The sequence below is a fragment of the Streptococcus sp. 23.2 genome, from assembly GCF_016648665.1.
Lineage (GTDB): Bacteria > Bacillota > Bacilli > Lactobacillales > Streptococcaceae > Streptococcus > Streptococcus salivarius_E.
The window spans coordinates 24,875-51,661 of the sequence record NZ_JACLQJ010000014.1 but is presented as its reverse complement, the minus strand read 5'-3'; the positions used below and the strand labels follow the sequence as shown (position 1 = coordinate 51,661).

Genomic DNA, 26,787 nt, shown 5'->3' with positions numbered 1-26,787 from the left:
CTAAACCCCTTTTTAATCTGTTAAGGTATAAGGAGCCGCATCATCCCCATTAATGCTATCCTTTTCTACGACGATGTGCTCTTGAATGACCTTCTTTTTGGTCTGATTTTTTCCCGTACTCACCATATGATCCGTAAGAACCATATGATCCATATTTATCAACTGTCATGTCAACTTTATTAAGGACGACACCTAAGAACTGTGAACCACTTTGTTCCAATTGTTCAACGGCCTTAGTAACGAAACGACGTTTAATTTTTCCAGCTGCTGTAACCAAAAGACTGGCATCAGCCTGATGGGCAATAATAACAGCATCAATGACCAAACCAATTGGTGGAGTATCAATGATGACATAATCATAACGACTACGAGCAACTTCCATCAAATGTCTAAAATTGTCATTTTGTAAAAGACTTGTTGGATTAGGTGGTACAGGACCAGATGCAATGACATCCAAACCTGAAATATCAGTTTGACAAATCGTTTCATTTAAATCAGCATTTCCAGAAAGGAAATTTGAAAGGCCTTTATAAGGCTCATTTGATTTAAATGTACCTGACAAAACAGAGTTACGAGTATCTGCATCAATGAGAAGTGTTCGGAGCCCGACACTAGCAAATGAAATCGCCAAGTTAACAGATGTCGTTGATTTTCCTTCACCAGCTTCAACAGAGCTAACCGCAATCACTTTCATCTGAGCACCAGAAAATTGAATATTTGTGCGAATGGCATTGTAATACTCTTCTGTTTGTTTGGCAAAGTTTTCTTTAGATTTTACTAACTTTAATAGAGGCATTTCTTCTCCTTAAATTTTATCTGTATCAGGGACAATTCCAAGAAGTGTCATTCCAAGGGCATCTTCCACATCTTCTGGACGGCGAATGCGATCATCTAGGATTTCACGTACCAATACACCAACCACTGCAAGGAATCCTCCAAGCACTGCTCCAAGAAGCACGTTACGTTTGATATTTGGTGAAGATGGTGACTCTGGCAATTTAGCTTCTTCAAGTGTTGTAACATCTTCAACTTTTGTCACGTTCTTGATTTTTTCTGAAGCAACTTCACGAACCTTATTGGCAAGTGTTTGCGCATCTTGACCAGTTTTAGCATTAACAGAAATTGAAATAAGACGAGTATCAGTAGGAATATTAACTGAAATCATTTTAGCAAGTTCTGCTTCTGTCATATTCAATTTTTCATCTTTGATAACTTCTGACAAGACATCGTTTGATGTAATAATTTCTTTGTAGTCTTTTGTCAAAAATGTACCGGCCTGCAAGTCTTGAGCAGAAAGGTTTTTGCCATCATTAGCTTGGTTAACCACATAGATACGTGTAGAAGACGTATATGTTGGTTGAATGAGGAAATAAGTTCCCAAGAAGGCAAAGACAGCGACATAAAAGGCTGTAAATAAAATAAATACTTTTTTAGTCCAAAGTTTTTGCAATAGTGCAAGTACATCGATTTCAACACGCTTCGTGTTTTCCTGAGTCATAGTTTCTCCTATATATATTGATTTTCAAGTAGTGTTTGTGGATTTTCGATAAAAAGGTTACGAGCACGTCTCGTTCCGTAAGTCTTTTCGATAATAGCGTAAGCATCTTTCATAAATGGTGGTCTTGGACCAAGATTATGCATGTCACTAGCAACCATATGAACCAAATTTTTCTCCAAGAAATAACGAACACGTTTTTTTCTTACTTTATCTTTATCTCCAAAGAGCTTTGGTTTTAGAACATGTGAGCTATTAACTTGAGTATAGCACCCCATGTTGATGATTTCTCGAACACGGTCAGCATTTTCTTCGAGGGCATCATAGCGCTCAATATGAGCAACAATAGGCGTTACCCCCGCTCGCAAAACATTACTAAGCCCACTATGAATTTCTTTCCAAGATGTGCGAGCACTAAACTCAATCAAAGCAAATTGAGTGTTGTGCATACGCGGAATAAGATTCTTTTCAAGTTTCTCCACAATGTCTGAGGTGTAATAAAGTTCACCACCATAATAAATAGTTAAGTCTGGATAAAGTGCTTCTGCTTCTTCTTTTACCTTAGAAAAGTTTGCAAAGATTTTATCCTCTGGGGTTTCAAACATTCCCTTGCGACGATGGGATGTTGAAACAATAGTACGCACTCCTTGCGCATAGCTTTCGCCAATGAGGTCAAGACTTTCTTCTAAAGTTTTAGGACCATCATCAACATCAAAAACAATATGTGAGTGAACGTCAATCACTTATTTTTCCTCCATCAAATTTTTGATAGCTTGAGAGGCGCTTTCCACACTAGAATCATCCAGTTTCATCATGTAGAGACTAGAATTTGGCATAGCATAAGAGGTCAATTGTCCGGTTGAACCTGTACCTGTTACTGCTTGAGAAGTCACCGTAAATTTAGAACCTGAATCAAGTTGTGTATTGGCCAGAGCATTAATGGTATCTAGAGACATATTCGTTTGAACAGAGTCTTGAAGATTGTTAACGATTGAAGTAAAGTTTGATACAGAATTTAGTGAAGCTAACTTGTTTACAATCGCAGAAATCACTTTCTCTTGGTTCTTACCACGGTCATTGTCTCCTCCATCCAAACTATAACGCTCACGAACAAAGCCAAGGGCTTGTTCAGAATTCATTTGGATATCTCCAACTGGGAAATCAAACTTCCCGTGAAGACTCGTGAAGGCTTGATCATTATGAACTGTCACACCACCAAGTTGGTCAATCAACTTAAGGAAAGATGTGAAGTTAATACGTGCATAGTAATCAATCTTAATGCCATAAAGATTTTCCAGAGTTTTTTCAGATGTTTCAACGCCATAAATACCTGCGTGGGTTAATTTATCATACTGGTCTGCCCCTCCATCAGGAATCTTAACGTACGCATCACGTGGAGTGGTCGTCAAGAGGATCTTATGTGTGTTCATGTTAACGGTCATAATGATATTGACATCTGAACGTGACACTGTTGAAATTGAACCGTAGGTATCAATACCACTAATATAAATATTGAAGACTTTTGAATCTACTTGTTTTGCAGAGTTGCTATTCTTCTTTTTAATTTTATAAGTATAAATTGTTTTTAGATTTGAAGCATAATTACTATCGACAGACTCTAATAGGCTAGCATAAGAGCCACTCAAGACCATAGCTTTAGATTTGCCAGACTTAAGATTATCATAAGCTTCTTGATATGAGGCAACATCATCAACTTTAACATCAACTTTTTTATCTTTTTTGAGAGCTGACATCAAGGTCTCGATATTGTTCTTATCAACCTTAGTAGGTGCCTGTACGCTAGTAAGCTGGCTCACATCTTTGATGTCACTTTCCTTAGGAACCACGATGCTCATTTCAACTTCAGAAAATGCTGCCGTCTGATTCATACGGTTAGTGATGTCAATCATTTGTTTAAAACCAAAAATACCAACCAGAGAAACTAGCGAGAAGATAACCAGTACAACCGTTGTCACTAGTGCTGATTTCTTAGTCTTCTGAAGGAAGATGCTAATAGCAAGAACTACCAACAAACCAATGGTGATAATGATGTTCAAAAACCTAAAGGATAGGAAATTATAATTGAACATGGTGAATAATAAGACCAATGCTAAAATAGCATACAGAATGGTCAACCCAACGTTGACCATCCCCCACGATCTATTACTCGTACGTTTTTGCTTACGATTCGTACGCGAACTCATATAAATTGCTCCTATAAATTAAAATTAGACATTTCCCATTATTATTATAACATTACTATAACTTCATTTCAATTGTCATTCTTTTTAAAAAAGAAGAAACCGTTTTTCATTATGATATCAAGCATTTAATTTCTATCATTTTTCATTGTTTTGTAAGTTCTTTTTCACATTTTTAGCGGTTGTTTTTTAAATTGTCGGATATTTACTTATTCCTTAAAAGCATCTTTCTTTCGAATATTTTTATTTTTTTCTAGTAGTTTGAAAAATTTTAACCCATTGTCACTTCGAATAGATATTAGCTACAACACAAAAGGACGACCAAATGGCGTCCTTTTACAAACTAGTCTGCAATTAATGTTTCAAGACCAACTTTCATCATATCAGTGAAAGTATTTTGACGTTCCTCAGCTGTTGTGTCCTCATCTGGATTAACCAAACTATCAGAAATAGTCATGATGGCAAGAGCATCTACTTGGTGTTGAGCTGCAAGGTAGTAAAGTGCTGCTGCTTCCATTTCTACAGCTTTCACACCCCATTTACCAAGCTCGATGTTCTTTTCACCATAGTTCGAATAGAAGACGTCAGAAGACAAGACATTACCAACATGTGTAGTCATACCAAGCTCTTTAGCAATGTGGTAAGCCTTATCTAAGAGATTGAAACTTGCAATTTGTGGGAAATCGTATTGTGGCCAATCGTTACGAATAATGTTAGAGTTTGTCGCTGCCGCTTGCGCTAGAACTAACTCACGAACGTGAACATCCTCATTCAATGAACCAGCAGTTCCCACACGAATCAATTTTTTAACCCCGTAGTCAACAATAAGCTCACGAGCATAGATAGAGATAGATGGCATCCCCATTCCAGTTCCCATTACTGAGACACGTTCACCTTTGTATGTTCCTGTGTAACCAAACATATTACGAACTTCATTGAAACATACAGCGTCTTCGAGGAAATTCTCGGCAATGAATTTCGCACGTAAAGGATCTCCAGGTAGGAGAATTTTATCAGCAATTTCACCTTGCTTAGCAGCAATATGGATAGACATAATATAAGATACCAAGGGCGTTAAAGAGGCAAAGTAAAAATAGGAAATCCGACAAAGATGCTTCGCATCTAGGAGGATTTATCTTTTTTACACAGCCTCTAGCCCGGGTTCAGTTTCAAACCCGAACTACCCTTCCTTTCATTTTTTATATACAGGAGAGGCGACAGAGAACAAAGTAATAATAGGAAACTGACGACGCCTTATAAATGCTAGACAGTTTATCTTTTTACTTCGTTCTCCGCCCGTATTCATTTTAGTGAATACAGTTAACCCGTCCTTTCTATTTTTTGATGGTAAAAGAGCAACCTGAACACACTATCTACCATTCTTAATTTTTATTTTTAAATAATTTATCCACTATTATATAGTTGATAAATTATTACTTTTTTAAAAGTGGATTAAGCTTGAGTCAATGAATCAAGAAAATCATATAACTTCTTGTTCATTTCTGAATAATCGTTGGTACGCAATTGTTCAGGTGTTTGAACAAAAGGTAACTCCTTATTTTGCTTACGCAAGTGTTCTTCGCCATCCGCAGCTATGAGCAAATCAATAGCTTGGGAATCAAACTCTAGGTGTGCTTGGAAGGCATAGTGTTTAGGACTAAAGCGAATAATTTGACGTGGACAACCTTGACTAGTAGCAAGAACAACTGCATTATCAGTCAATCCAGGCATATCACCATGCCAGTGGCCAGTATTGAGAGTTGTGCCAAAACCTTTGACATGCTCATCAGCTAATCCATCATCCGTAAGTGTTATTGGAAACACACCAATTTCGCGTTCTGGACTATGCTCATACTTACCACCATAGGCTACAGACAGAAGCTGAGCTCCCAAACATACACCAACAATATAGATATCAGCAGCAATTGCTTTTTGCATAAATGCAATCTCAGCATTTGGGTCATAATAAGGAAAGGTCTGACGATCCTCATCAGGTGACTGAGGACCACCCATCACAATTAGAAAATCAATACCTTCAACGGTTTCAGGAAGGACCTCTTCCTCATATACCTTGGTTGATGTGATATTATGCCCACGGTCTTGAGCCCATTTTAAATAGGCTCCTGGAACTTCAAACGTTTCGTGTAAGATAAAATGAATATTCATTGTTTTTTCTTCCATCTATTATTAATTATCCTTGATAGTAGACCCGCTAAGATTAGAGGAACTGCTACCAGCCCTCCTTGACCGGTAAAACCTAGAACTAAGGCTATTCCCGTCAGAGGAGCATCCAAAGTTGTTACTAAAAAAATGGTTGCGCCAAGTAACATTCCTAGATTAGGATTTAGGGACAAACCAAAAGTCTCAAGACACCTTGTTAATAAGAAACCCGATCCGACACCTAAAGTAAACGAAGGCGTCAGTGTCCCTCCATAAGTACCTGACCATAGCAACAAGCACACAATAAGCCCTTTGATTACCAGCAAAATCGGAAGGTATTCCGAAGTTCCTCCAGAGAACATCCATTGTGCTAGAACCTGACCATTTCCCATGATTATAGGATAGAAAGCTACAATACCACCTAATATTATAAAAGAGACGGGCATGGTCCAGAGAATATGTTTATCTGTTATACGACTTTTACTCGCCTTTTTAGCTAAAACTTTAAATATAAGAGCAAGCGGAGTTACAAACAGCGTCAAAACAAGAATCTGTATCAAACTAGTAGGATGTAAGCTTACTTTATCAACTAAATATATAGCTTTCCCACCAACAATTGGACGAGCACAATAAGCTGACAAATAGGTTGTCACAAGAATGATACCAATGTTTTTCAGTTTCCAAGCAACTCCCAAAGTTTCCAAAACAAACAGTATACTGGCAAAGGGAACTTGGTAAACCGCAGCTAAACCTGCTCCTGCACCACATGCAATCATGAGTTGTCTTTCAGGAATTTCTAAACCCAGTTTTTTTGATAAACTGCCAGCACATAAGGCACCTAATTCTCGTGGAGCTGCTTCCTTGCCTACTGAAGCACCTGCTCCAACGATTGCTACTTGCACCAAAGCATGTAGACTCTGGCCAAGAAAATTTGGACTCTTCTTACCAATGAGTTGCTTAGCCTTACTAATAGAAAGGAGGGACACTCGTCTCTGAAGGAAATACCAAAATAAACTAGCCAAAACACCTACTACAAGCAATACTGCAAATCGTCGAAAGGGACTTACAGAGTTAAACTGTGACAATAAATTCGATTTATCATTACCAAATACAAGAATTTGTATAAACTCCAAAAGGTAATGACAAAGAATGCCTACCAAACCTGAAGCAATACCGGTTCCAAAAACAGCTAAACTTAACCTAGTCGACTTGGGTAATGACGTTATAGGTTTTATTCCCCGAGCTATCATATTTTAGAGTTCAGCAAGAATCGCTTTTAGCAATCCTTTGAAGTCCCCTTTAACACGCTCTGTCACTTCCACCACTTCTTCGTGGTTCAATTCTTCTTGGAAACCAGCCGCAAAGTTGGTAATACATGAAATACCAAGAACTTTCAAACCAGAGTGAGCTGCGATAATAACCTCAGGAACTGTTGACATCCCAACAGCATCTGCACCAAGTGTCTTATAAGCACGGATTTCAGCTGGAGTTTCATAACTTGGACCAGTCACACCGATATAAACACCATCATCCAATTTGATACCAAGTTTATCAGCCACTTTATGAGCGGTTTCACGGTATTCAGGTGTGTAAGCTTTAGACATATCAGGGAAACGTGGACCAAAATCATCCAAGTTTTCACCGATTAATGGGTTTTGACCAGTCATGTTAATGTGGTCAGTGATGGCCATCAAAGTACCTGGGCCAAAGCCGATTCCACCTGCTGCGTTGGTTACAACAACACCTTCACATCCAAGTGCTTTCATAACACGTACAGGGAAAGTAACTACTTCAAGCGGATTTCCTTCATAAAAATGGAAACGTCCTTGAAGAGCCAAAACCTTACGTCCAGACAAAGTTCCGTAAACAAGTTTTCCAGCATGTCCGACAACCGTTGATTGTCCCCAGTTTGGAATATCCGCATAGTCAATGACAACTGCGTCTTCAACTTCTTCAGCCAACTCACCAAGTCCAGAACCCAAGATTAAACCAAACTCAGGTTTTTCAATTCCTTTGCTTTCCAAAAATGCTTGAGTAACTCTAATTTTTTCAAGTAGCGACATGTTATTTCTCCCTTAATTTTATTTCATGCTTAAAAATTGACCAATTTTTGAAAAAGTTCTCGCATTTCGAATGGTTATATCAGGATAAAAAGGTGTTTTCAATAACTTCTTATGATAAGCGGTTTGACTATAAGTTGATTTATCATATTTTACCCAGTAGACCCCAAGCTGACCAAAATGAAGTATTTCATCTTTCAACTCTAAAGTGTTAATAACCTTCTTCATTTCGTTCTTATCAAGTCTTTCAGTGAATAAGAGGACGTCTTTTCTATAGAAATCATCTTCCCACCACTTGGGTAATGAGACCACTTCATTTTGGTAATCTTCCAGAGTAAAAAGAGAAAATACCTTAATAAATGGATAAGCCTTATTTAGAAATTCCTCTAAAACTAAGAGGAGTTCCTCTTTCATCAAGGTAGAATCAAAGAAAAGATTTCCACTATTTATATAGGACGAAACATGTGACATACCGAGTTCTTCTAACTCACGACAAAATTCTTCCATGACGACCTTGTGACGACCACCAACGTTTATCCCACGAACCAAAAATGCATAGCGCTTCATTTTAGACAAGTTTATCCAAGAAGCTTTCACCAATCATGGCTTTATCTACACCAAAGTTTTCAGCGACAGTTGCTGAGATGTCAGAGAAATGACCTACTGGAATAAGTCCATTTCCTTTGAATGATGGGCTATAAGCCAAGAAAGGAATATATTCACGAGTATGGTCTGTACCTGCATAAGTTGGATCATTTCCGTGGTCTGCAGTAATCATCAAGAGATCATCTTCACGCATAGCAGCAATGATTTCAGGCAAACGTTGGTCAAATTCGTGCAAGCAATCACGGTATCCATGTGGATCACGACGGTGTCCATAAAGGGCATCGAAGTCTACCAAGTTTGTGAATGAGAAACCATGTTTGAAGTCTTCAGAAGTCATAGCTTTAATCAAATTATCAATACCGTGACTATTTGATTTGTTGTGTCCCATATCATGGTTGATACCAGCTCCGTTGAAAATATCATTGATTTTACCAACGGCATAAGTATCGATACCAGCTTCATTCAATTTATCCAAAACAGTTGGTGCAAATGGTGAAACAGCCAAATCACGACGGTTAGACGTACGAGTGAAGTTTCCAGGTTCACCAACGTAAGGACGAGCAATGATACGCCCTAGAAGAGCTGGGCGCTCAAGGGTAATTGAACGCGCATATTCACAAATACGATACAATTCATCCAAAGGAATAACGTCTTCGTGTGCGGCAATTTGAAGAACTGGGTCAGCTGAAGTATAAATAATCAATTCACCAGTTTCCATTTGACGAGGTCCAAAGTCTTCAATAACAGCTGTACCTGAGTATGGTTTATTAGCTTCACGAATGACTTTACGGCCTGAAAATTCCTCAATTTTAGTGAGAATTTCTTCTGGGAATCCGTTCCAGAAAGTATCAAAAGGTTCAGTAATATTGAGACCCATGATTTCCCAGTGACCAGTCATCGTATCTTTACCAAGAGACACTTCCTGCAATTTTGTTGCATAACCAGTTGGGTTACTTTCTGCTGGTACTGTTTTCAAAGGTGTTTCACGAGGAATATTTCCTAGACCAAGCTTAGCCATATTTGGCACATTCAATCCTACTGATTTAGAGATATGACCAAGGGTATCTGAAGCACCATCTGGCACACCTGCATTGACAAAGTCATTGGCATCTGGAGCAGCACCAATTCCTACTGAATCAAGAACGACTAAATGCATTCGGTTAAATTTGGACATAATAACACCACAAAGAGATAAAATCTTTTCGAAATTACCTCTTGCCTTTCTATATTATTTAATAGTTTGACAAAAATTAATTAGTCTTCCTCATTAAAAGTGAGGGGAAATCAAAATTGGACTAGGCCTTGACTTCAACGACCTTAACACCGTCTTTTCCTGCAACGATGACTTTGTTAACCATACCATTGAACAATCCATGATCGACAACACCTGTCATAGCTTTTAGTTCTTCACCAAGAGTTACTGGATTTTCAATCTTACCTAAATCAAGATCGATGATATAGTTCTTCATATCTGTAACAAAGCGATTACCTTCCTCCGTAAGTCGGAATGATGGCTTATAGCCCTTCGACTCAAAGACACGATAGAGACGATCAGCACCATATTGAACCACTTCAACTGGTAATTTGAAAGCACCTAATTGATTAACCATTTTTGACTCATCCACCACCCAGATATATTCTTTCGTAGGTGTAGCGACGATTTTTTCCATCAGAAGGGCACCACCGCCACCTTTAATCCCATTGAGTTGAGGGTCTACTTCGTCGGCGCCATCAACAGTAACATCAATACTGTCAATATCATCCACTGCCTTCAAAGGAATACCTAAACCTTCAGCTTGTTTAGTGGTTTGACTGGATGTCGTTACTCCAACAACACTAAGGCCTTCTTCCTTAATACGACGGCCAATTTCCTCCACGAAGAAATAAGCTGTTGACCCTGTACCGAGTCCAACAACCATTCCATCTTCAACGTATTTGGCAGCGGTTACGCCAGCGATTTTCTTAAGTTCTTCCATGCTCGTCTCCTTGCATCTTTCTATAATAGTCGTTCAAAATAATTATAACATGTTTCAACAGTAAATAGAAATGATACGAGGGAGTAAAACCTAGCAAAAATAAAAACTAGATTCTAAATAGAATCTAGTTTTGATGGGGAACTAATTTAATAGCACCACTTAATCTTCTTTACGACGTTTGAAGAATCCTACAAAGGCTGCAAAAATCATTGAAAGAAGTCCAATAAATCCAGCATTGCTAGTGTGCTCACCAGTTTGTGGCAACTCAGCTTGAGGCACTACAGGAACTTCAGTATCTGGAGTTGGTGTAGTTGGCGGTGTCACTGGAGTTGGAGGAGTAACAGGAGTCGGTGGTGTTGGTGGTACCACGTGAGACTCTCTCTCAACGACATAGTTCTTGTGCCATACAACACTTGGTTTTTCAGGAGTTTTAGGTTCTACTGGTTTAGCAGGAACTTCAACTACTTTCGGTGTTGGTGGCGTTGGTGCCGTTGGACCTGTTGGTGGTGTTGGTTCTTGTGGTTTACCAGGTACTTCAACTACCTTTGGAGTTGGTGGCGTTGGTGCCACTGGCTCTTTTGGTGGTGTTGGTGGTGTTGGTTCTTGTGGATTGATACCAACTGTTTTAATAACTGGTTTAACCGGTGCTGTTGGTGGTGTTGGTGCCTTAGGTTCTTCAGGTTTTTCACCTGGATTCTTAGGCAAACCAAGATTAGAGTTGATTGCGAACCAATATACTGTTGGTGCACCATCAGCATTTGCACCTTCAGCAGTAAATACCAAGTGACCATTTGTCATCTTGATACCTGCACCTCCATAATAGAGGTAAGGTGAATCAGCGTTATCCCAACCTGTCAATTCAGACGTTGTCTCACCATTAAAGACTGCACCATGGTCAATGTATTGGTTATCATTGACTGATGTTACTTCTTTAGTAGCAGCATCATAAGTAACTGATGATTTTGGAATAGCGATGAATTGGTTATCACCAATATTTACATATTCTTGGTGACGTGTTGATTGGTATTTTTTCTTAGGTGTGAATGTAATCAAACCAGTTTCAGCAGAAACGCTGTACGAACCAATAACATCATCTTTATCACCAAATGTATAATCTTGGTTACCAAGAGCGTGTCCATTACCACTACCTGAAGCATTAAGAGTTGTTACATCAGATGGAATTTCACGTGAGACAACCCATTCTGAACCATTCCAGTCAGTGATAGGAACAACTACCTTAAGCGGGTTCTCATCAGAAATGTTAACAGTAGCGCCACCGAAATCAGCGTATCCAGATTTAGTAACAACTTCACCGTTTTGGATTGCCAAAGTAGAGCCATCTGCGTAAGGATTATATGTACCGCGGACAGTATTACCATTAACGTCTTTCGCTTCTACTGTAAGTGGACGTGGGCGTTCAGATGTTTCAACATAAGCTGCACCATTCCAGTGGTTTAGTGAGTTAAGTGCTACGATAGCATTACGCTCACTAAGGTTGAACATTTTACCATCTTTATCGTAAAACTCAACATCTACTGCTACTTTAACTGGTTTATCTTGATCAGTTGATGCACCAACTGTCATAGTTACTGTTGGATCCTTACTGATTTTCGCGATACCTTTTCCGTCATTTGATGGAAGGCTAACAATTTCGTAGCGGTAAACAACACGTTTGATTGCTGATGCTTCATTCTCAACAATCATGCTTGATTGGTTCAAACCATCATAAGTAACAACAAATTTGTCACCTTCTTTAACTTGAACCCACTCGTCTTCAGTATTTGTCCAAGGGCTATTTGAAACAATGTCAGATGCTTGTAACTTGTTAGAGTCATATTGGAAAACATTACTTGTGTTAAGACGCTCTTGTGCTTCTTTTGTCAAGTAGTTACTTACACCTTCAACTTTGTGTGTTGCATCGTTTTCACGTTGGAAGGTCAATTCTTGAACAACTTCAGCATCTTTAAGGTTACGATATACAGGATCATTCATGTATTTATCGTAAGCTGTTTTAGCTTCTTGGTATTGTTTAAGCGCTGTTTGGTAGACAGCTAATTTGTTTTGATACTCAAGGTATTCTTGGTCATATTTAGCTTTTTGCTCATTGTAGACAACCAAGGCTGCTTCGTATTTAGCTTTAGCATCTGCATTGTATTTTTCAATAGCTTGTTTTGTTTCAAGATCTGCTTCATAAGCTGTTTTCTTAGCGTTATAAAGTTCAAGATTCTTGTCATATGCTGCTTTTTCTACATCATATTTAGCTTTTGCTTCATTATATGCTGCCAGCTCAGTTTGATATTTAGCTTCAGCTTCAGCGTTACGTTTTTCAATAACAACTTTTTCAGCTACTTTATTATCATAATTAGCTTTTTCAGCATTGTATTTGGCCTTATCACTATTGTACTGTGCAAGAGCTGCTTCATAATCAGCTTTTGCTTGGTTATAAGTTGCCAATTCTGCTTGGTATTTAGCTGCAGAAAGCGCATTTTCTTTATCAGCGGCTTCTTTTTCTGCTACCTTAGCATCATAAGTAACTTTCTTAGTTTTGTACTCTGAAAGAGCTGAGTCATAAGCTTGCTTAGCAATTTGGTATTGCTCTGAAGCTTTATCATAAGCTGTTTTTTCAGTATCATATTTAGCCTGAGCTTCAGCATTTGTTTTATCAGCAAGTGCTTTCTCAGCTAATTTGGCATCATAGTTTGCTTTTGCTTTATCATAGTCAGCTTTATCTGACTTGTATTGTTCTTTAGCCGCTTTATAATCAGAAACGACTGTATTGATTTTCACTGCTTGTGCTTTATTATCTGCAGCAGCTGCTTCAACAGTTTCTTTGGTTTGAGCAGGTTCTTCCTTAACCTCAACCCCTTCGTTAGTTGCAGCTGTTTTTGCAGCTTCTAAGCTTGTATTTGTTACTTCACTCGTTGTAACAGTTGTGTTGCCTTCTTCAGTAACGTTAACAACTTTCTTTTCAGTTGAATCTGCTACGGCAGAAGTGTTTTCTTCAACAGCATCTGTTGCTTCAACTGCTGGTGTTGCTGAATCTGTAGTTGTTGCTACTTCATCAGCCCTTGCATTTGAAGCGCCTACTGCAAGAACTGCAGTCCCCAAAAGAACAGAAGCCGCACCAAGGCTAGACTTTCTGAGTGAATAACGTTGTAATTCCTTTTTCCCCATTTAAATTACGTCCTTCTATATTTAGTTATGTTCATATTCTAACAAAAGAAAGAACCATGTCAATTTGAGATATCTCATAAAAACAACCATTCCTTTAAATTCGATTAGATTCTTAAATTCAAATACTTTTTAATATCAAAATATTTGATAGACAAAACCCTATTATTAATAGTGTTTACGATACAAATAGGTGGTTTAATTTTATAATATCTAGTCCAATTCGCTTTAATGTTTTTTTATTGAAAAGATTATGAAAAACAATCAACTATAAGCTTTCATTTTACTTTTCATTGCGATATTTAGCTCTGGGATAGCTCTTTCACCTAAATCATGTCCTCTCCTTTCCCCTATTAGTTTTAACATTCAAACTTATTTATACCGATAATATGCAAAGAATAGGTAACAAAAAAAGACTAGATTGTCTTGCATGGCAAAACAACCTAATCTTTCATTTTATCTTATTAATGTTTACGTTTGCGAGCTGACCATAGACCTGAAAGGGCCATTGAAAGCAAACCTAGACCTGTTACAGATGCTAATTTTTGGTTAGAGTCACCTGTTTCTGGCAATACGGCGCTATTAGTTCTTTCTGTTTCTTGCTTAACAACTACAGAAGAAGTTGGTGTAACACTTGGTCCTGTAGGTGTTCCAGGAGTTTTCGGTTTTTGAGGAGTTGGTGGCGTCGTTGGTACTGGACGTGTTACGCGCTCAACAAGATAATTTTTATGCCATTTGACCTTAGGAGCTACAAGTTCTTTAGGTGAAACAGGTTTATTAGGAACATTAACTGTGACCATAGTTGGTGGTGTTGGAGCTGTTGGCTCTGTTGGTGGCGTTGGTTTTGTTGGCTCACCAGGTACCTCTACAACTACTGGTGTAGGTGGAGTCGGAGCCTTAGGTTCTACTGGAGCCGTAATCTTACGTGGCTCTACTGGCACTTCAACTAAAGCTGGAGTTGGTGGCGTTGGAGCTTTTGGTTCTGTTGGAGCCTTAGGTTCCTCTGCATCAACTGTAACCACAGTGTAGTTAGGTTCTGTCGGTGGTGTTGGCGCTTTAGGTTCTTCTGGTTTGCTTGGCTCCGCTGGAACTTCAACAACTGTCGGAGTTGGTGGCGTTGGAGCCTTAGGCTCTGTTGGAGCTTTTGGCTCCTCAGCATCAACTGTAACAACTGTATAGTTAGGTTCTGTTGGTGCCGTAGGGGCTGTTGGCGGAGTTGGTTCTGTTGGTACTGCTGGAAGAACTTCCAGTGTAATCGTTGGTGGTGTTGGAGCCTTTGGTTCTTCAGGAGCTGTTGGCTCTTTTGGTGCCTCACCTGGATTTTTTGGAATACCAACATTTGAGTTAATCGCAAACCAATATACTGTTGGTTGACCAGATGCATTAGCTCCATTGGCCATAAATACCAAGTGACCATCAGCCATCTTCAAGCCTGCTCCACCATAATAGAGGTATGGAGAAGATGGATTGTCCCAACCTTCAAGAGTCGTTGAAGATTCACCATTAAAGATAGATCCATGTTCAATGTATTGGTTATCTTTAAATGATGTCACCTCTTTTGTAGCAGAATCATAAGAAACACTTGAATTTGGAATTGGAATGTATTTATTGTTTCCAACATTTACAGATTCTTGGTGTTCTACATTTTCAAATTTCTTCTTAGGAGTAAAGATGATACGTCCTGAAGTTGAATCAATCGTATAAGAACCGATAACATCATCTTTACCATCTAATGTGAACTCATCTGTTCCAATAGAGTGACCGTTCCCAGCACCTGAAGCATTGACTGAAGTTGCGTCAATAACAGTTTCTTCACTAACTGTAAATTCACTACCATTCCACGTTGCTTTTTGTGCCACAATCTTGATTGGGTTTTCAGCAGAGATAGTGACATCAGCAGTACCAAAGTCAGCTGTTCCATTTTTAACAACAACCGCATTGTTTTCAATGCTCATTGATGAACCATCTGCATACGGATTCCAAGTTCCACGAACAGTATTACCATCTTTATCCTTGGCTTCTACTGTAAGGGCACGAGGTTTATCCCCACTATCTACATAAGAAGCACCTGTCCAGTGGTTAAGAGAGTTCAAAGCAACAATCGCATTGTGTTGTGTCAAATCAAACTTATTGCCATTACCATCATAGAATTCAATATCAACAGCAACTTTAACGGGTTTATTTTGGTCTGTTGAAGCACCGACTGTTAGTGTTACAGTTGGATCCGAGCTAACAGCTGCAATTCCTTTACCGTCATTTGATGGGAGACTCAAAATCTCATAGCGGTAAATCACGCGCTTGATTGGATGCATATCCGTATCTTCACGCATGCTTGACTGATTCAAGTTATCATAAGTAACAACAAATTTATCGCCTTCTTTAACTTGAATGTATTCAGTCTCATTATTAGCCCAAGGACTAGTTGCTACAATATCTGAAGCTTCCAATTTATTGGAATCATACTGATGTACATTGCTTGTATTCAAACGAGATTGAGCATCACGAGTGAGATAAGCACTAATACCATTGATGGTATGAATGGCTCCACCTTCACGTTGGAAAGTCAAATCTTGAACAGTTTCTACATCTTTTAAATCTTGGAAACCATTATCATTCATGTACTTATCATAGGCTGCTTTAGCATCTTTGTACTGTGCCAAAGCTGTTTGATATTCAGCAAGTTTTGTTTGGTAGGTAGCAAAATCTTTGCCGTATTGCTCTAAATCTACATTGTATTTGGCAAGCTCAACTTCGTACTTAGCTTTAGAAGCATCTTCTTCTGCTTTAATAGCAACAAGTTTATCATAGGCTGCTTTATCTTGGTCGTATTGCGTTTTCTTAGCTTGATATTCTTGTAAATCTTTGTCATATTGCGCTTTAGCTGTATTGTAAACAGCCATTTCCGCATCATACTTGGCTTTAGCATCCGCATTTGCCTTATCAGTAGCTGCTTTTTCTGCTACTTTAGCATCGTAGGCTGCTTTAGCTGTATTATAAGCTGCTAAATCAGTTTGATATTTTTCGTAAGCAGTATTGTAAGTAGCAAGATCTTTTTCATATTGTTTTTGAGCAGCCTTATCCGTAATTTCTGCTTGTGTTTTCTCAGCTACTTTCACATCATAGGCTGCTTTTTTTGTGTTGTATTCAGCTAGAGCTGCATCATACAGAGCCTTATTTGCCTTATATTCAGACAAAGCTGCGTTGTATGTGACCATTTCTGCATCATACTTAGATTTAGCTTTTGCATTAGCTGCATCAGCGGCTACTTTTTCTGCTACTTTAGCATCATAGGCTGCTTTAGCAGTCTTGTAGGCAGCCAAATCGGTTTGATATTTTTCGTATGCGGCATTATAAGTAGCTAAATCTTTCTCATACTGCTCTTGAGCAGCCTTGTTTTCAATTTCTGTACGAACTTTTTCAGCTACTTTAGCATCATAAGCTTCCTTCTCGGCATCATATTTTGCCTTGTCTTTGGTATACTGAGCCATAGCAGCTTCATAGTTCTTTTTAGCAGTTTCATAAACAGCCAGCTGTACCTTGTAATCGGCTTCTGACTTAGCATTAGCTGCATCAGCAGCTGCTTTTTCTGCTACTTTAGAATCATAAGTCAATTTTTGAGTATTATACTCTTCCAATGCTGCGTCATAGGCTTTTTTATCAGCTTGATATTTAGCTAATCCTTTTTCATAAGCAGCTTGATCAGTATCATACTGTGCTTTAGAAGCAGCGTTTGCTTTATCAGCTGCTGCTTTTTCAGCCACTTTAGCATCGTACTCAGCCTTAGCTTTCTCATACTCAGCTACATCTTTTTTGTGGTCTTCTTTTGCTTTCTGATAATCATAAACAACTGTATTAATCTCTTTTGATTGAGCTTGATTGTTAGCAATAGCCCCCTCTAGGGATGTATGCGTTTGAGGTGCAGTTTCTTCAACTTCTACCCCTTCTTTTACCGCAGAAACTTTAGCTTCCTCAAGGCTATCAGTTGTTACAACACTTGTTGTTACAGTGGTATTTCCTTCTTCTTTGACAGAAACAACTTGCTTCTCTGAATGGTCAACAGTTGTTGCCGGATCGACAGCAGAATCTGTTAGCACAGAAGCACTAAGTGGTGTATCAGTAGCAGCTGAAGTTGAAACCTCATCTGCATGTACACCAGTTGCACCCATCGCAAGAATGGTTGTACCCAAAAGAACAGAAGCAGCCCCAAAGCTATACTTTCTGATTGAAAAACGTTGTGAATCTTTTCTTCCCATATCACAAATTTCCTTCTATATTTTCTTAACACCTAAAGTCTAACACTTTTAAATTTTCTGTCAATAGAATTATCTTAATTTTCTCAAAAATTTACACTCATTTTCAATTTATAAGTATTATTTAATTGATTATTTAATTTAAAAGGATAGATAGCTTAATTTTATATGTTACTTCTTCTGAAAATTAGAATTAAGCGGCTATAGATAAGTCTAATATTAGATTTTTTATTAATTGTTTTTCCCTAATAATTTATTAAAGCATCAAAAAAAGCCCCAAAGGGCTAAAATCTTTACAATATTTGGGTATTTTCTGATAGTTGCTTCATTGATTTGAAACAATACCTAATAACAATCCGAGTGCAGATATCAGACATCATCGACTTAAGATTTTTTTAACCAAAGCCTTCAACTCTGGAACTACTTCTTCCATAAACCATGGATTTTTGGCTTGCCAAATATTATTTCGAGGAGAGGGATGAACGAGAGGGAAAAACTCTGGAAGGTAATCTTTGTAATGCTTAACTGTATCCGTTAATTTTGCCGACGATTTTTGATGTAAATAGTAACGCTGTGCATAGTTACCTACTAAAATCGTCAATTGAATATCAGGAGCTAAAGCAAGAACTTTCTCATGCCACTTGTCTGCAAATCCTTTGCGAGGAGGTAAATCACCTGATTTACCATGACCTGGGAAATAAAAATCCATTGGTACAATAGCAAACATGCCAGATTCATAAAATTCTTCGCGTGAAACCCCCATCCAATCCCTGAGATTATCACCGCTAGGATCATTCCAGTAAAGGCCGGACTCTTGGGCACGAATACCAGGAGCTTGGCCTACGATATTAATTCGTGCCGTTTTTGGAATGGTAAACAAGGGTTTTATACCTTGTTCCGTAAAAGCTTTATTTTGTTCATCGGACATGATTGCTTGTGTTAATTCTTCAAGTGTTTCCATATTTTCCTCCTCAAAAAAGAGACAAAACTGTCTCTCTTTTTTATTTGATTAACTCATAGATAGCTTCTGCATAAATGGCAGCTGCACGGTACAAGTCTTCAACCTCAGTAAACTCATTGGCTTGGTGCATAGTGTTGACATAACCAGGGAACATAGCTCCATAGGCAACACCACGTTTTAGGAGACGTCCAAATGTCCCACCACCAATAATTTGTTCATGACCTTTAAGCCCTGTTTGTTTCTCATAGACTGAAAGAAGGGTCTCTACCATAGGATCATTAAGTGGTACATAGTGTGGCACATGACCATGTTCTGAGAGACTAACAGCCTTAGGACCTTCAAGTTTTTCAAGGCCGGCCTTAATACCGTCTACATCAACGCCTTGAGGGTAGCGGAAATTCAAAGCAATTGTATTATCTGCTGATTCCTTATTGAAATGAAACACCCCAGCATTCATGGTCAATTCACCCATCTTAGGATCTGTGTAAGCAAGACCTACTTTTTCACCAAAGAAATCTTTATGCAATGTTTCAGCAATTATATCCAAATACGTTTTAGCATTGCCTTGGAAATCAAATTGACTAAGGAAGAGTGCCAAGTAGGTTGCCCCATTAATACCATTTTGTGGCATCATACCATGAGCTGATTTCCCATGAATAGTCACATGGAAAACACCTGCTTCTTCGGTCACTTGACCAGTTACTTCTTGTTCGGCGACAAAGTCTGCTAATTTGGCCTCGAGTTCTTTCAAAGTGATAGGTCCAGTAAAATCTGCACTTGCTGATTCAGGAACCATATTTTCACGTAAACCACCATTAAAGGACACAAGACTAAAGTCCCCATCATTTTGACCTTCAAAATGGAGATAGGCTGTAATATTACCTTTTTCACCATTAATAATTGGGAATTCTGCATCAGGTGAGAAACCAAAATCAGGATCTTTCAATCCATTATGAGCGAAGTAATATTCCATATCGCCCCAACCAGATTCTTCATCAGTACCAACAATGAAGCGCACACGCTTAGATACTGGAAGCTCGAGTTCTTTAATAATTTTCAAGGCATAGTAACAAGCCATTGTTGGGCCTTTATCATCTGATGACCCACGGGCATAAAGTTTGCCATCTTTGATTACAGGTTCGTAAGGATCTGTATCCCAACCGCTACCAGCTGGAACTACATCCAAGTGGGCAAAGATACCCAAAACTTCATCACCTTGACCAAATTCAAAGTCACCAGCATAATTATCAATATTACGAGTTTTATAGCCATCACGTTCTGCTAAAGCAAGAAAATGTTCCAAAGCTTTTACCGGTCCAGGACCAAATGGGTGCTTATCATCAACCTTACTGTCATCACGTTCTGAGTTAATACGCAAAAGACCAAAAAGGTCCTCCATCAAAGCATCTTTGCGCTTATCAACTTCGGCACGAAAATCAATTGTCATAATTTACTCCTTACTGTCTCTAGTTAGCATTATTTTACCATTTTTAGTAAGAGTTTTCATCCCTTATAAACAAAGCCAATAAAAAATGCAATCACTTACCTATCATCACAAGATGCCTTACCATTTTGAATAGCATGTGAAATATTTCTTAAATCAGGAATGATCGAATCAAAAGTAATACTATTGCTTTCGACTAGGAACGCTTTCTCTTAGCTACCTGCCTCTTTTTATTTTAGGCTTTACTATTGAAATCACTCACATTGTAGCATTGCGATATTATCATTTCAAGAATTTCCAAAAACTTTAGAATATTCTCTTAATTAATGCTATAATAGGACTATCAAAACTAAGGAGATGCATTATGCCATTTGTAAAAATTGATCTCTTTGAAGGTCGTACTGAAGAACAAAAAATCGAACTTGCTCGTGAAGTTACTGAGGTTGTATCACGTGTTGCAAAAGCCCCTAAAGAAGCTATTCATGTTTTCATTAACGATATGCCAGAGGGAACTTACTACCCACATGGTGAAATGAAAAAGAAAAACTAATCATCATTAAGCAGTCACATCTGTGGCTGCTTTTAATATTAAAAAACTGGAGTTTCTCTCCAGTTCTATACTTAAATTATAGTTGGTAATTCATCATCGTCTTCAAAATTCTCTACGACTTCTTCACCAGGCAATGGATTTTGCAATTTTCCCAAGATAAAGCGTGAGATGGGACCAACTACTAGAAAATTAAGTGGTAAGGCCATGATCACATTTGTCAACCAAGCACGACCATAGGATAAGAGCGTCACCGACTGACCGTTGTACACTAATCCATAGAGCGACATAAAGGTTACCATGAATAGCGCCATGGTTCCAGAAATCGCCAAAATCTTCGCCCATCGTTTATCATGGGCTTTTACTTTATGTAAAATTGCAAATGCTATTATCTTAGCTAGTGGTCCCACCAAAAGCATATCCAGTAAGAAAGCAACTACAAATCCCGGAAGATAACCTTGGAAAAAGTGACCCCAAGCAAAGGGAACAACTCCAGTCCAATCAAGGATGAGAAGATTCCAGAGACTCATCCCACAGACCATCATTCCACACATTAAAATCGTAAAAAGCAAAGGTTCTTTAAAATTACGAGGCATTAAAATTCTCCATTTCAAAAAGTTCTCTTTCAGCATATCAAAAATTTTTATTCCTCGTAAGTTAAATTTTTCTCATGAAAACGTATTATTTAAGGATAGTTTCCATTTCTGTATATCTCGGTTTCATACCTAAACGTTCGTAAAAACGTACAGCACCCGCATTATCATTCCATACGTGAAGTGTCAGATTATAACAACCTAACTCCTTAGCATAGTCCAAGGCAAATTGATAAAGCTTCTCTCCCAATTTTTGACCTCGAGCATCCTTATCAACGCATAAATCATCAATAAAAAGAGTCTTAACAGCCTTTAGTGGACCATTATTATCAGATACTTCTTTAATCATTAAGAATAGATGACCTAAGATATGGCCTTCTTCATCCTCATATACAAAAATAGGTTTATTTGGATCATTAATCACTGCTTCTAAGTCTGCATCTGTAAATTTACTGCCCTCTGCCTTAAAAACATCAGGACGTGCATAATGATGCACTAGAAGAATCTGCCCCAATAACTCCTGTAATCTTGGAATATCTTCTGCTCTTGCTAAACGAATCATAATTACCTCCATAAAAAAAGATGGGTAAAACCCATCTTAATTCTTATTTACCAATTTTTGCTTTAGCTGCATCTGCAAGAGCTGTGAAAGCTGCTGCATCGTTAACTGCCAAATCAGCAAGCATTTTACGGTTAACTTCGATTTCAGCCAATTTCAAACCGTGCATCAATTGTGAGTATGACAAACCGTTCAAACGAGCTGCTGCATTGATACGTGTAATCCAAAGTTTACGGAAATCACGTTTCTTTTGACGACGGTCACGGTATGCATAGTAGTAAGAGTTCATTACTTGTTCTTTTGCAGTACGGAACAAGATGTGTTTTGCACCATAGTAACCTTTAGCAAGTTTCAATACACGTTTACGACGTTTGCGTGATACAACGCCACCTTTAACACGAGCCATTTATATATTCCTCCGAATTAATTCTAGTTTAGTTAATTTGTAATGCTTGTAGCGGATTAACGCATTTGTGAAAGCATTGATTTGATACGTTTAAAGTCACCTGAATGTACCATTGACGCTTTACGAAGGTGACGACGTTGTTTTTTAGTTTTACCGTGGAAACGGTGAGATGTGAAGGCACGGAAGCGTTTCAATCCACCTGAACCTGTACGTTTGAAACGTTTAGCTGATGCGCGGTGTGTTTTTTGTTTTGGCATTTTAAAATTCTCCTCTTAAAATAGTGTTAGTTTGACAATTATTTTTTGTCAGGAATTGGTGCAAGTTGCATGAACATTTGACGTCCATCCATCTTCGCTCTTTGCTCAATAATCGCAATATCTTGCGTTTTTTCAGCAAATTCCGCCAAGACCTTAGCTCCGATTTCTTTGTGAGTAATCATACGACCTTTGAATCGGATAGAAACTTTAACCTTGTTTCCTTTTTCAAGGAACTTACGGCCGTTACGAAGTTTAGTTTCAAAGTCACCTTTATCAATAACTGGACTCAAACGAACTTCCTTAACGGTAACAACGCTTTGTTTCTTACGTTGTTCTTTTTGTTTCTTTTGATACTCAAATTTGAACTTACCATAGTCCATAATCTTCGCAACAGGTGGCGTAGCTTGTGGTTGGATGAGAACCAAGTCAACATTTGCATCATCTGCAATAGCTTGCGCTTCTGACAATGGTTTAATTCCCAATTGTTCACCATCAAGACCAACAAGACGAACTTCGCGAACGCGAATTTCATCGTTAATGAATAGATCTTTCTTAGCTATGATCTTCACCTCTTTATTTTTTTAGAGAAAAACAAAGCGGACTTGATATACAAGCCCGCACACATAATATCCCTATAGGGATTTGACATGTTGGGCCAGACAACCTAAGTCGCAAGGCGAGAAGTTCTCACTTCTGCTTTTCTCATTGTTAATAGTATAACAAGTGAGTCATCCTTTGTCAATAATTTTTTTTGCTTTTTCTTGAATAAATTCCACAACACCATCAATAGATACACCTGTAGTGTCAAAAGTGATGGCATCTTCCGCTGGTTTAAGAGGTGAAACCTTACGATGGCTATCTTTATAGTCACGTTCAGCAATTTCTTTTTTTAGAGTCTCAAGGTCAGCGGGAATACCTTTTTCGATATTTTCCTTATAACGGCGTTCCGCACGTTCATCAACTGAAGCAATCAAGAAAATCTTAAGTTCTGCATCAGGCAAAACCACGGTCCCAATATCACGACCATCCATGATAATAGCACCATCTTGAGCAATACGTTGTTGTTGGGCAACGAGTTCTTGACGCACTTCAGGAATAGCTGCTACCCAAGAAACATTATTTGTGACTTGGTTATCACGAATGGGGTGTGTAATATCAACATCACCTACATAAACTTGCTGACTACCATCTGCTGCTTTTCCGAATGAAATCGGATGTTGAGATAGTTGCTCCAAAATTTCTGGTACATTTTCTTCAGTCAAACCATTCTGCAAGGCCAAATAAGTTGCAGATCGGTACATAGCACCTGTGTCAAGATAAGTATAGCCAAGATTTTTTGCAATAATCTTGGCTACTGTACTTTTTCCACTTGACGCAGGACCATCAATAGCAATTCTAATATCTTTCATGATGTTCCTTTGCTTTTAAAATTATTGAACGTTAACGACGTCACCTGGGTTAGCATACCAGTAACCACTTGTCATGTGATCAGGGTTAAGACGTTCCAACTCATCTACAGAGATACCTGCACGTGCAGCGATAGAACCAGCACCTTCACCAGATTGAACAACAATTGATGAACCATCTGCTGCTGCCGTAGCACTTGATGGTGCTGTCTCAGCTGACTCAGTTGCATCTTCTTTTTCTACATGTTTAGAAGAGCTTGATGCTTTAGTTGAAGATGATTTCTCTTTTGAAGATTTTTCTGTAGTAGATTTCTCACTTTCTTCATCTTTGTTTGAGTCTTTCTCGCTAGATGAAGATTTAACAACTTTGCTAGTTGAAGATGAGTAGAATCCAGATGATTCCTTAGATTCCGCAGTTTTGTTTCCACCGACATTTGAAGTATAGAAAACAAAGAACAAAATACATACAACAATAACAAAGAATAATCCAAGTAAGACTGTCAAGAATGATGAATTAATGAAGCCGCCACCTTTTTCGCGTTTTTCATCTGAAGGAGTGACATCCTCTTCTTCTTCATAATCCTCAAACTCATCTTCATCATCTAGAAAATCAGCGTCAACTACTTCTTCCAACTCTTCGTCAGAAACCTTATCTTCCCATGGTTTTTTACTCATGATATTCTCCTTGTAAAAACAATAAATCTATTTTAAAATAATACTATGAAAGTATCATTAATTCCAGAAAAATGTATCGCTTGTGGTTTGTGCCAAACCTACTCTCCCGTCTTTGATTATAATGACGAAGGTATTGTTAGGTTCAGAGACAGCGACCAACTCAATCAAATTATTGAAAATAGCCCTGAGACTTTGACTGCCGTCAAGTCTTGTCCCACTAAAGCCCTTATTTGCGAAGTTTAAGCTTCAGGGCTTTTTTTGATTCCTCATAAAAGGCAAAGTAATCAAAGTTTGTCATGTGATCCAATAACTCTACCTCACCTTTGAAATCAGGGTGAAGGGCTAATGCATCTAAGAAATATTTTTTAGGCCACTTCCTCATATAAAATTGACGTTTCTTGCCATTTTTAAAGATGAGACATAGACCAGTTTTGACAACTTCTACCTTTTCGATGTCACTAATCTTTACCTTGCGTGGTTTAAAAATGTTGAATGAAACAATTCGTAGAATTCCATGGTCTTCAATAATGAAGTAACGATGGAAACCTAAACCAAACAAGGCAACGAAAATAGTGAAGAGCATCAAAATATGTGAGGGCACCGAGTACAACTCGAACAGAAGGGCCGCCGCAATAAAGATTGGCGTGACGGCTAAAGACCAGTAGATAATCAGCCAAGATAATTCGGGTTGCCAATGGTAACGATACTTGCCGAAAATTTTAATCATCTCAGCACCTCCATTACTTCTAATTTTACCATAAAATCAGTATTTAGCAAGCTCAATTAAGGTTTACTGACAATTCCAAGAATAACATCTACGGCTTTTTCCATTGTCTGCAAGGAAACGAACTCATATCGACCGTGCATATTTTCGCCACCAGCAAAAAGGTTTGGAGTTGGAATACCCATAAATGAAATCTTGGAACCATCTGTTCCGCCACGAATAGGTTCAATAACTGGCGTAATATCCAATTCCTCCATAATACCCTTAGCCAACTCAACAGGCGTCATATCTTTTTCAATCACCTGACGCATATTATAGTATTGATCTTTAAGTACCAAATCAACTCGTGTCTGACCGTAAGCTTTATTCATTTCATCGGCAATTTTTTGGAAGACTGCTTTACGATTTTCAAAAGACTCTGTTTCAAAATCACGGATGATATAAGAAGATTTTGCTTCCTCAACAGTACCTGTCATGGTTTGAAGATGGTTGAAACCTTGATAGCCATCTGTCAACTCAGGGCGTTCTTCTGCTGGCAACTGATTATGAAAATCAATTGCCAACTGCAGGGCATTAACCATTTGGTCTTTTGCTGTTCCAGGGTGGACATTGCGTCCGTGGAAGGTAAGTTCTGCTCCTGCTGCAGAGAAGGTTTCATACTGTAATTCACCCAAAGGTCCACCGTCAACTGTGTAGGCAAAATCGACATCAAAATCATCAACATCAAATTTATCTGCACCAATCCCAATTTCTTCATCAGGACCAAAACCTACACGAATCTCACAATGTTTGATTTCAGGATGTGCCTTCAAATAAGCCAAGGCTGTCATAATCTCAGCAATACCTGACTTATCATCAGCCCCAAGAAGAGTAGTCCCATCTGTCGTAATAAGCGTCTGACCGACATAATTCTTAAGATTTGGAAAATCAGCTGGGTCTAGGTTATAACCTGAATTTCCAAGGGGAATGATACCTCCATCATAAGAGTCAATGACTTGTGGTGACACTCCCTCTGCATTAAAATCAGCAGTATCCATATGAGAGATGAAACCAATCTTACGTGTTAACTTGTCATCGTTGGCCGGAAGGGTTGCCACTAGGTAACCATTACTTTCCAAATAATGAATGTTACTTAAACCCAGTTCTTCTAATTCTGGTTTTAAAACCTTCAAGGCAAAATCCACCTGGCTTTGTGTTGTTGGCGTTCTTGTTGCATTTTCATCACTACGTGTATTGATTTTGACGTAACGTAAAAAACGCTCTAAGAGTAAATCGTAAGCCATAAGCACTCCTTTT

The 26,787-nt window shown here is 38.4% G+C and carries 26 protein-coding genes and 1 other annotated feature; of the genes, 2 read left to right on the top strand and 24 right to left on the bottom strand.

Going from position 1 to position 26,787, the window contains the following annotated elements:
• Positions 1-55: 55 nt before the first annotated feature.
• From H7T98_RS08045 to pepV, 15 genes are all read right to left on the bottom strand, one after another.
• Positions 56-796: a tyrosine-protein kinase gene (locus H7T98_RS08045; RefSeq protein ID WP_002890888.1), complete on the bottom strand. Its 741-nt coding sequence runs from the start codon at positions 794-796 to the stop codon at positions 56-58.
• Positions 797-805: 9 nt separating this feature from the next.
• Positions 806-1,498, bottom strand: coding sequence for a capsular polysaccharide biosynthesis protein (locus tag H7T98_RS08040; protein ID WP_048790943.1), 693 nt, complete (start codon positions 1,496-1,498; stop codon positions 806-808).
• A gap of 8 nt (positions 1,499-1,506) precedes the next feature.
• On the bottom strand, positions 1,507-2,238 hold the full coding sequence (cps4B, locus tag H7T98_RS08035) for a capsular polysaccharide biosynthesis protein Cps4B (RefSeq protein ID WP_002884982.1): 732 nt from the start codon (positions 2,236-2,238) through the stop codon (positions 1,507-1,509).
• Positions 2,239-3,699, bottom strand: a complete 1,461-nt coding sequence (locus H7T98_RS08030) for an LCP family protein (protein WP_201061637.1) — start codon at positions 3,697-3,699, stop codon at positions 2,239-2,241.
• Positions 3,700-4,039: 340 nt separating this feature from the next.
• Positions 4,040-4,750 carry a purine-nucleoside phosphorylase gene (gene deoD, locus H7T98_RS08025; RefSeq protein WP_014634439.1) on the bottom strand — a complete coding sequence of 237 codons (711 nt, stop codon included), beginning with the start codon at positions 4,748-4,750 and terminating at the stop codon, positions 4,040-4,042.
• A gap of 398 nt (positions 4,751-5,148) precedes the next feature.
• Entirely contained in the window at positions 5,149-5,862 is a 714-nt protein-coding gene (locus H7T98_RS08020; protein WP_037601325.1) for a type 1 glutamine amidotransferase, read from the bottom strand.
• A complete protein-coding gene (locus H7T98_RS08015; RefSeq protein ID WP_201061635.1) occupies positions 5,859-7,106 on the bottom strand; it encodes a chloride channel protein in 1,248 nt (415 codons plus the stop codon). The genes H7T98_RS08020 and H7T98_RS08015 overlap by 4 nt, the downstream gene beginning before the upstream one ends.
• Positions 7,107-7,109: 3 nt before the next feature.
• Positions 7,110-7,919 carry a purine-nucleoside phosphorylase gene (locus H7T98_RS08010; protein ID WP_037600556.1) on the bottom strand — a complete coding sequence of 270 codons (810 nt, stop codon included), beginning with the start codon at positions 7,917-7,919 and terminating at the stop codon, positions 7,110-7,112.
• Positions 7,920-7,937: 18 nt separating this feature from the next.
• Positions 7,938-8,483, bottom strand: coding sequence for a DUF1697 domain-containing protein (locus tag H7T98_RS08005; RefSeq protein WP_037600553.1), 546 nt, complete (start codon positions 8,481-8,483; stop codon positions 7,938-7,940).
• 1 nt (position 8,484) lies between these two features.
• Positions 8,485-9,696: a phosphopentomutase gene (locus H7T98_RS08000; RefSeq protein WP_002884873.1), complete on the bottom strand. Its 1,212-nt coding sequence runs from the start codon at positions 9,694-9,696 to the stop codon at positions 8,485-8,487.
• Between the two features lie 121 nt (positions 9,697-9,817).
• Positions 9,818-10,498, bottom strand: a complete 681-nt coding sequence (rpiA, locus tag H7T98_RS07995; RefSeq protein WP_037600550.1) for a ribose-5-phosphate isomerase RpiA — start codon at positions 10,496-10,498, stop codon at positions 9,818-9,820.
• Positions 10,499-10,657: 159 nt separating this feature from the next.
• Complete coding sequence (locus H7T98_RS07990) at positions 10,658-13,672, bottom strand: GbpC/Spa domain-containing protein (RefSeq protein WP_201035875.1); 3,015 nt, start codon at positions 13,670-13,672, stop codon at positions 10,658-10,660.
• 461 nt (positions 13,673-14,133) lie between these two features.
• The gene (locus H7T98_RS07985; RefSeq protein WP_175057579.1) at positions 14,134-17,922 is read right to left on the bottom strand and encodes a GbpC/Spa domain-containing protein; all 3,789 of its coding nucleotides are present in this window, start codon (positions 17,920-17,922) and stop codon (positions 14,134-14,136) included.
• A gap of 373 nt (positions 17,923-18,295) precedes the next feature.
• Entirely contained in the window at positions 18,296-18,880 is a 585-nt protein-coding gene (locus H7T98_RS07980; RefSeq protein WP_195918231.1) for a uracil-DNA glycosylase family protein, read from the bottom strand.
• A gap of 40 nt (positions 18,881-18,920) precedes the next feature.
• On the bottom strand, positions 18,921-20,327 hold the full coding sequence (pepV, locus tag H7T98_RS07975) for a dipeptidase PepV (RefSeq protein WP_201061633.1): 1,407 nt from the start codon (positions 20,325-20,327) through the stop codon (positions 18,921-18,923).
• Positions 20,328-20,688: 361 nt separating this feature from the next.
• Here pepV and H7T98_RS07970 point away from each other — a divergent pair, with 361 nt between their 5' ends.
• The gene (locus H7T98_RS07970; RefSeq protein ID WP_002885057.1) at positions 20,689-20,874 is read left to right on the top strand and encodes a 4-oxalocrotonate tautomerase; all 186 of its coding nucleotides are present in this window, start codon (positions 20,689-20,691) and stop codon (positions 20,872-20,874) included.
• Positions 20,875-20,945: 71 nt separating this feature from the next.
• Here H7T98_RS07970 and H7T98_RS10205 read toward each other — a convergent pair whose 3' ends face one another.
• The 7 genes from H7T98_RS10205 to H7T98_RS07935 form a co-directional block, all read right to left on the bottom strand.
• On the bottom strand, positions 20,946-21,467 hold the full coding sequence (locus H7T98_RS10205) for a DUF2798 domain-containing protein (protein ID WP_155123991.1): 522 nt from the start codon (positions 21,465-21,467) through the stop codon (positions 20,946-20,948).
• Between the two features lie 85 nt (positions 21,468-21,552).
• On the bottom strand, positions 21,553-22,026 hold the full coding sequence (locus H7T98_RS07960; RefSeq protein WP_195918229.1) for a GNAT family N-acetyltransferase: 474 nt from the start codon (positions 22,024-22,026) through the stop codon (positions 21,553-21,555).
• Between the two features lie 43 nt (positions 22,027-22,069).
• On the bottom strand, positions 22,070-22,429 hold the full coding sequence (gene rplT / locus H7T98_RS07955) for a 50S ribosomal protein L20 (protein WP_195918228.1): 360 nt from the start codon (positions 22,427-22,429) through the stop codon (positions 22,070-22,072).
• Positions 22,430-22,485: 56 nt separating this feature from the next.
• Entirely contained in the window at positions 22,486-22,686 is a 201-nt protein-coding gene (gene rpmI, locus H7T98_RS07950) for a 50S ribosomal protein L35 (protein WP_002885093.1), read from the bottom strand.
• Between the two features lie 38 nt (positions 22,687-22,724).
• The gene (infC, locus tag H7T98_RS07945; protein ID WP_002885108.1) at positions 22,725-23,255 is read right to left on the bottom strand and encodes a translation initiation factor IF-3; all 531 of its coding nucleotides are present in this window, start codon (positions 23,253-23,255) and stop codon (positions 22,725-22,727) included.
• 13 nt (positions 23,256-23,268) lie between these two features.
• Positions 23,269-23,391: a sequence feature (ribosomal protein L20 leader region), on the bottom strand.
• Positions 23,392-23,414: 23 nt separating this feature from the next.
• Positions 23,415-24,095 carry a (d)CMP kinase gene (cmk, locus tag H7T98_RS07940; protein ID WP_002885119.1) on the bottom strand — a complete coding sequence of 227 codons (681 nt, stop codon included), beginning with the start codon at positions 24,093-24,095 and terminating at the stop codon, positions 23,415-23,417.
• Positions 24,096-24,116: 21 nt separating this feature from the next.
• Positions 24,117-24,767 (bottom strand): SAG1386/EF1546 family surface-associated protein, encoded by a 651-nt coding sequence (locus tag H7T98_RS07935; protein ID WP_145516913.1) that lies wholly within the window; start codon positions 24,765-24,767, stop codon positions 24,117-24,119.
• Positions 24,768-24,812: 45 nt separating this feature from the next.
• On the opposite strand from H7T98_RS07935, the gene H7T98_RS07930 reads away from it, so the two are divergent.
• Positions 24,813-25,010, top strand: coding sequence for a ferredoxin (locus H7T98_RS07930; protein ID WP_195918227.1), 198 nt, complete (start codon positions 24,813-24,815; stop codon positions 25,008-25,010).
• Here H7T98_RS07930 and H7T98_RS07925 read toward each other — a convergent pair.
• Both H7T98_RS07925 and pepT read right to left on the bottom strand, forming a co-directional pair.
• Positions 24,994-25,494, bottom strand: coding sequence for an EbsA family protein (locus H7T98_RS07925; protein WP_145516914.1), 501 nt, complete (start codon positions 25,492-25,494; stop codon positions 24,994-24,996). The two genes, H7T98_RS07930 and H7T98_RS07925, sit on opposite strands and share 17 nt — an antisense overlap.
• Before the next feature lie 56 nt (positions 25,495-25,550).
• A complete protein-coding gene (gene pepT, locus H7T98_RS07920; protein WP_070578536.1) occupies positions 25,551-26,774 on the bottom strand; it encodes a peptidase T in 1,224 nt (407 codons plus the stop codon).
• Between the last annotated feature and the right edge of the window lie 13 nt (positions 26,775-26,787).